Origin of the sequence: Vibrio sp. 10N.222.46.A1 (assembly GCF_041473595.1) — a bacterium.
Classification (GTDB): Bacteria; Pseudomonadota; Gammaproteobacteria; order Enterobacterales; family Vibrionaceae; genus Vibrio; species Vibrio tasmaniensis_A.
Window position 1 is genome coordinate 1 of the sequence record NZ_JBFRSN010001269.1, and the last position, 4,899, is coordinate 4,899.

Genomic DNA, 4,899 nt, shown 5'->3' on the forward strand with positions numbered 1-4,899 from the left:
GAGCGTTTTGACTTTGAATCACTGAACAATGTGAAGATCTGGAGCCCATCACTGCAAACCTACATTCCCGTAGAACAAGTGATCGATGGGGTTGAGCTTCAATGGTCTGAGCCACTGATTCAACGTCGTGACAGAAAGCGTACGCTAACCGTATTGGCTGACCACGATGTATTGGGTGATGAAACACCCGCGAGTTTGTTTGCTCGTGTGAAACCACAAGTAGAAGCATTGGCTCTACCAGAAGGTTACAGCATCAGTTGGGGCGGCGAATACGAAAGCTCTAAAGATGCACAAGAATCTCTATTTGGTTCACTACCAATGGGTTACTTGCTGATGTTTATTATTACCATGCTTTTGTTTAACTCGGTTCGTAAGCCGCTTGTGATTTGGTTTACGGTACCACTTTCTATCATTGGTGTTTCGATTGGTCTGTTAGGTACCAATATGCCATTCAGTTTCACGGCTTTCCTAGGCTTACTGAGCTTAAGTGGCATGATTTTGAAGAACGGTATCGTACTGCTTGACCAGATCAACAGTGAGCTACAAACAGGTAAAGACCCATATTTAGCGGTTGTCGACAGCGCGATCAGTCGTGTACGACCGGTATCTATGGCAGCACTAACGACTATCTTGGGCATGATTCCCTTGGTATTCGATGCATTTTTCGGCTCGATGGCGATTACCATCATGGCAGGCTTAGGCTTTGCTACAGTACTAACGCTAATAGTAGTACCAGTGATGTTCGCCATTCTATATAGAATCAAACCGTCCACTGCGGGTTATTAGGGATTGATATAAAACAGATTCTTTTAAGCCAGCCCAGTCAATTTTGACTGGGCTTTTTTACGGATATGGTTTGATAAAACAAGACGAAGATAGGTCCGAACTAAGAGGACGTTGCGATAGCAATGCGTGCCTTAACAAGGAGCGTTTTAAAAGATAGGTATTACAAAAGTCGTTAGGCAATGGTAAAGCGGCTTCCGGTATATTAGAGAATAGGGGCCAGACTCTAGATTGCTAGGCGGATATCCAACTCAATCGGCTTTGGCATGGCTAAGTGATAGCCTTGATACATATCGAAGCCTAAACTTTGCATCGCAGTCAGTTGCTGTTGGGTTTCTATCCCTTCGATGACCGTCTTTGCACCGATTTGGTTGGCAAGCTTAACTACTAACTCCATTTTTTGAGTATCACCGTTTTCAAAATCCAACATCACAGAGCGATCGATTTTGATGATATGAGGAGTGATATGACGAACACGTTGCTCTGTTGACGCCTGTGCTCCAAAGTCATCAACCGCGATTTGAAAACCATTATCTGCAAGTGAGTGGGCCGCGTTTTTTAAACGTTCTTCACTTTCTACATTAAGTTCGACCAACTCCATGACGATTTGTTCGCACGATAAGTTAAGCTCGTGAAGACGTTTAGCTAACAGAGTGTCTTTTACTTTTTCTGATGCAAACAACTCACCAACGTTTGGAAGAACGTTCAAAAAAAGGTTTAAGTGACGGACCGTCGATTGTGCGAAGTTACGGATGTGAATGGCTCGGCTCAGCCTCTCTACGTTGATTTTGTCTGTGTATGAGGTTTCGTCTGAATGGAAGAAGTGATCTGGGCGAACGACATCACCTTTACAATTGGAAATACGAACCAAAGCCTCTACGCCTATCTGAGTCAAAGAAGAATCAAATATAGGTTGGTAGACACTTGTAAGTGTTAAGTCTTGGTATTTCGCAATAAACTGCATATCGGCATTCACAGATATACAACTAATAAATTCACTTCTGTCTGATAAAATCATAATCGCTAATAAAAGGTGTTTATTCAGTGACGAGAATATACATCACAGTTGTCATAATATTGACAGGTGTTGATAAATTGTCAATTAATAAAAATTAATTTGTCACGGTAACATCTAAATAATTAAAGTCAGCGAAAAATCAGGATGATAAAGGTCATTATGCATCAATGATATATATTGATTAGCTTTTTTTATAGGTTCAGTGAATTTGATGTCTGAGTAACCTATATCATATCAACCCTATCAATATAAAGCCTTAACACTTATACACCTGAAATAAATATGGTTAAAGGCTTACATTCTGGGGGAGTATCAAAATAATAAAATAAATAGATCTTCGTGGTTACACAAAAATGATGTCTGTCTCTCAAAATTAATATTGAGGTTGTTAAGTTATTAATTAGTAAACTGGAGAACCCGGATAATAAATGTGTAGAATATAGGTGTTATTTTATAAAATAAAAGTGTAGGTATAATTATTTACGTTATATATCAAATTGAAAATTGGCTTGTATTTTACTGCCATTGTATTACCGCATAAAGTTGCAGGTATTTACGAACTAGTTGTTGATTTCCAGAGCGTTTTAGCGGGTGAGCGAATCGGATAAAACACGGACTGATTTTGAAGTTACTATTTAAATCATCTGCGAATTGAGTATCACTCTCTCTTAGCGTGATACCTTGTAGGCTGTAGTCGCTAATCTGGTCTGGGAGTTCCCCCATCCACCAATGCAAGAGTTCACCACTGTTTTTGCTTCGACTTATCCAATGGTCGGAGACAATAATCAATAGGTCATTGGGTTGAATGGCAAATCCGTACTCTTGCTGCCAGTTATGAATGTCCAGCATCAACTTTTTACGACAAGTCTTTCCTGCGCTCACCATATGGTGGCTAATCATCCAAACGGTACCAATTTCAGAAGAGATTCGGAAATGTCGTGGCGTTTCACCAGAAGAGAGCATTTCTAGTGGGCTTACGTTGCTTGCATGATTGAAGCTAACGAAAGTGTGCTCCATTCGTCTCGCAAACGCTTTGCCTATGTGATGTTCACTGATCCCTTGATTGTGTACGGTAGGGTAATGACGCTCACAAAGTTTCAAGCAATCGTCTTGAAACTGATTGACGCTTTTAATCACCAGATCTAATAACAATGAAGCCTCTTATACACGGTTGCTATCTTATTGATGGGCAATAGTACGGTAATTTCGGCGCCATTACCTATTGTCAAAGTGCGAGTTCTTGATCCCTCTATCAAAATTAACCATTACTGAGCGATTTTATGGATAGCACTGGCACTCTACTGGTCTGTAAACTAAATTATGAGGAATTATAGCTAGTTAGAAAACTTGAACTGATTGGCAGAGTTGCAGTGAGCTAACGAAATTATAGCTTAGTCGGCTAATCACAATTGTTCTACATACTCTTTATTTGGAAACACCCATGACCATTCAATTAGATTCAAAGCAAAAATCCGAACTCACTCATACACTTCAAAAGTACCTACAAGATGAGCTCGATGTAGAGCTTGGTCAGTTCGACACTGAATTCTTAGTCGACTTCATCAGTAAAAAGTTTGGAGCCGTGTATTACAACAAGGGGATAGAAGACGCTCAAAAAGTGATGGAACGTAAGATGTTAGACATATCAGATGAGCTCTATGAAATTGAACAAATCGTTGAAATATAACTCAGCAAGCGATTGTTCGACAAAGAAATTTGTCCATAAAGCAACTTGTTCAAAATTTTTGAATAACTCGTTTAATTTGAAATGATGTAACTAATGTAAAACTTGGTAAATAATATGTTACGCAAACTTGGTGTAGGGTACGCTTTTCAAAACTACACGACACGTTAACATTCGGAAGAGATGCATGAACAACAACGTCAAAAATTACAATCCTTTAGCAAGAGCAATGCATTGGATCTCAGCACTCGCAATATTTGGCCTATTTGGTGTAGGCCTATGGATGGTTGATCTTTCTTACTACAGTGAGTGGTACAAAACAGCACCAGACTACCACCGTTCGGTAGGCATTCTTTTGGCTGCCGTTACCATTATCCGCTTGCTTTGGAAGCTAGTTACCGCGTCACCTAATGTGGAAGGTAAAAGCTATGAAGTTGTAGCGGCGAAGATCGCTCATGGATTTATGTACATTAACTTAGCGGTTTTATTTATTTCAGGTTATTTGATTTCGACATCAGATGGCCGTGGGATCGAGGTATTCAATTGGTTCACTGTACCAAGTATGGGTGAACTATTTGCAAACCAATCTGATCTCGCAGGAACGGTTCACTACTATGCTGCATGGGTACTGATCATTATGGCATCAGTGCACGCCTTAGCGGCGATAAAACACCACGTTATCGACAAAGACGATACGCTACGAAAAATGATAGGAGCTTCAAAATGAAAAAGTCAATTATCGCTACAGGATTAGCATTTGCTATGGCAATGCCTTTCGCTGCGAACGCCGCTGATTACGTGATTGATACAAAAGGTGCGCATGCTTCAGTTAACTTCAAAGTTAGCCACCTAGGTTACAGCTTTATCCAAGGTCGTTTTAACACATTCTCAGGTGACTTCTCATTTGATGAGAGCAACGTTGAAGCGTCTAAAATCAGCGTAACGGTTGATACAACTAGCCTTGACTCAAACCACGCAGAGCGTGATAAGCACATCCGTAGTGGTGATTTCATCAATGCTGGTAAGTTTTCTGATGCGACATTCAACAGCACAAAAGTGGTTGATAAAGGCGACGGCAAACTTGAAGTTATGGGTGACCTTAAACTTCACGGTGTAACCAAGCCTATCGTTATCGAAGCTGAATTCATCGGTGCTGGTCAAGACCCATGGGGCGGTGAGCGTGCTGGTTTTGTTGGTACAACTCGTCTAGAGCTTGCTGACTTCAATATCCCAGTAATGGGCGCTTCAAGCTATGTCGACATGGATCTGCATGTTGAAGGTGTAAAGAAGTAATCTAGCTATCAATAATCGCTATCAACATATTTAGAAAGATCAAAATCCTAGTCGATACGAGATAGGTCGGCTGTTAGCCGGTTATTTAGTCATATGGAAAGTAGCAAAGCAGCTAGAATAT

Annotated in this window: 6 protein-coding genes; 4 read left to right on the top strand and 2 right to left on the bottom strand. The window is 40.5% G+C overall.

Translation table 11 applies throughout. The features are described 5' to 3' along the window. Positions 1 to 786, top strand: a 786-nt coding sequence (locus tag AB4496_RS25830; protein ID WP_372132712.1) for an efflux RND transporter permease subunit, incomplete at its 5' end; no start/stop codon positions are given. 223 nt (positions 787 to 1,009) lie between these two features. Here the strand turns inward: AB4496_RS25830 and AB4496_RS25835 are convergent. Together AB4496_RS25835 and AB4496_RS25840 are read right to left on the bottom strand one after the other, a co-directional pair. Next, positions 1,010 to 1,747: an EAL domain-containing protein gene (locus tag AB4496_RS25835; protein WP_050395113.1), complete on the bottom strand. Its 738-nt coding sequence runs from the start codon at positions 1,745 to 1,747 to the stop codon at positions 1,010 to 1,012. Between the two features lie 570 nt (positions 1,748 to 2,317). After that, on the bottom strand, positions 2,318 to 2,953 hold the full coding sequence (locus AB4496_RS25840) for a hypothetical protein (RefSeq protein WP_009845296.1): 636 nt from the start codon (positions 2,951 to 2,953) through the stop codon (positions 2,318 to 2,320). A 289-nt stretch (positions 2,954 to 3,242) separates the two neighbouring features. Between AB4496_RS25840 and AB4496_RS25845 the strand changes: the two genes are divergently transcribed. The 3 genes from AB4496_RS25845 (at position 3,243) to AB4496_RS25855 (ending at position 4,778) form a co-directional block, all read left to right on the top strand. Continuing rightward, on the top strand, positions 3,243 to 3,488 hold the full coding sequence (locus AB4496_RS25845; protein ID WP_017059821.1) for a DUF2164 domain-containing protein: 246 nt from the start codon (positions 3,243 to 3,245) through the stop codon (positions 3,486 to 3,488). Between the two features lie 184 nt (positions 3,489 to 3,672). After that, a complete protein-coding gene (locus tag AB4496_RS25850) occupies positions 3,673 to 4,212 on the top strand; it encodes a cytochrome b (protein WP_102250471.1) in 540 nt (179 codons plus the stop codon). Continuing rightward, a complete protein-coding gene (locus tag AB4496_RS25855) occupies positions 4,209 to 4,778 on the top strand; it encodes a YceI family protein (RefSeq protein WP_102250470.1) in 570 nt (189 codons plus the stop codon). The genes AB4496_RS25850 and AB4496_RS25855 overlap by 4 nt, the downstream gene beginning before the upstream one ends. Positions 4,779 to 4,899: the final 121 nt, after the last annotated feature.

Excerpts from the sequence above, each read along its gene's own strand:
- AB4496_RS25835 (WP_050395113.1), bottom strand. The coding sequence starts at position 1,747 with ATGCAGTTTATTGCGAAATACCAAGACTTAACACTTACAAGTGTCTAC.
- AB4496_RS25845 (WP_017059821.1), top strand. The coding sequence starts at position 3,243 with ATGACCATTCAATTAGATTCAAAGCAAAAATCCGAACTCACTCATACA.
- AB4496_RS25850 (WP_102250471.1), top strand. The coding sequence starts at position 3,673 with ATGAACAACAACGTCAAAAATTACAATCCTTTAGCAAGAGCAATGCAT.
- AB4496_RS25855 (WP_102250470.1), top strand. The coding sequence starts at position 4,209 with ATGAAAAAGTCAATTATCGCTACAGGATTAGCATTTGCTATGGCAATG.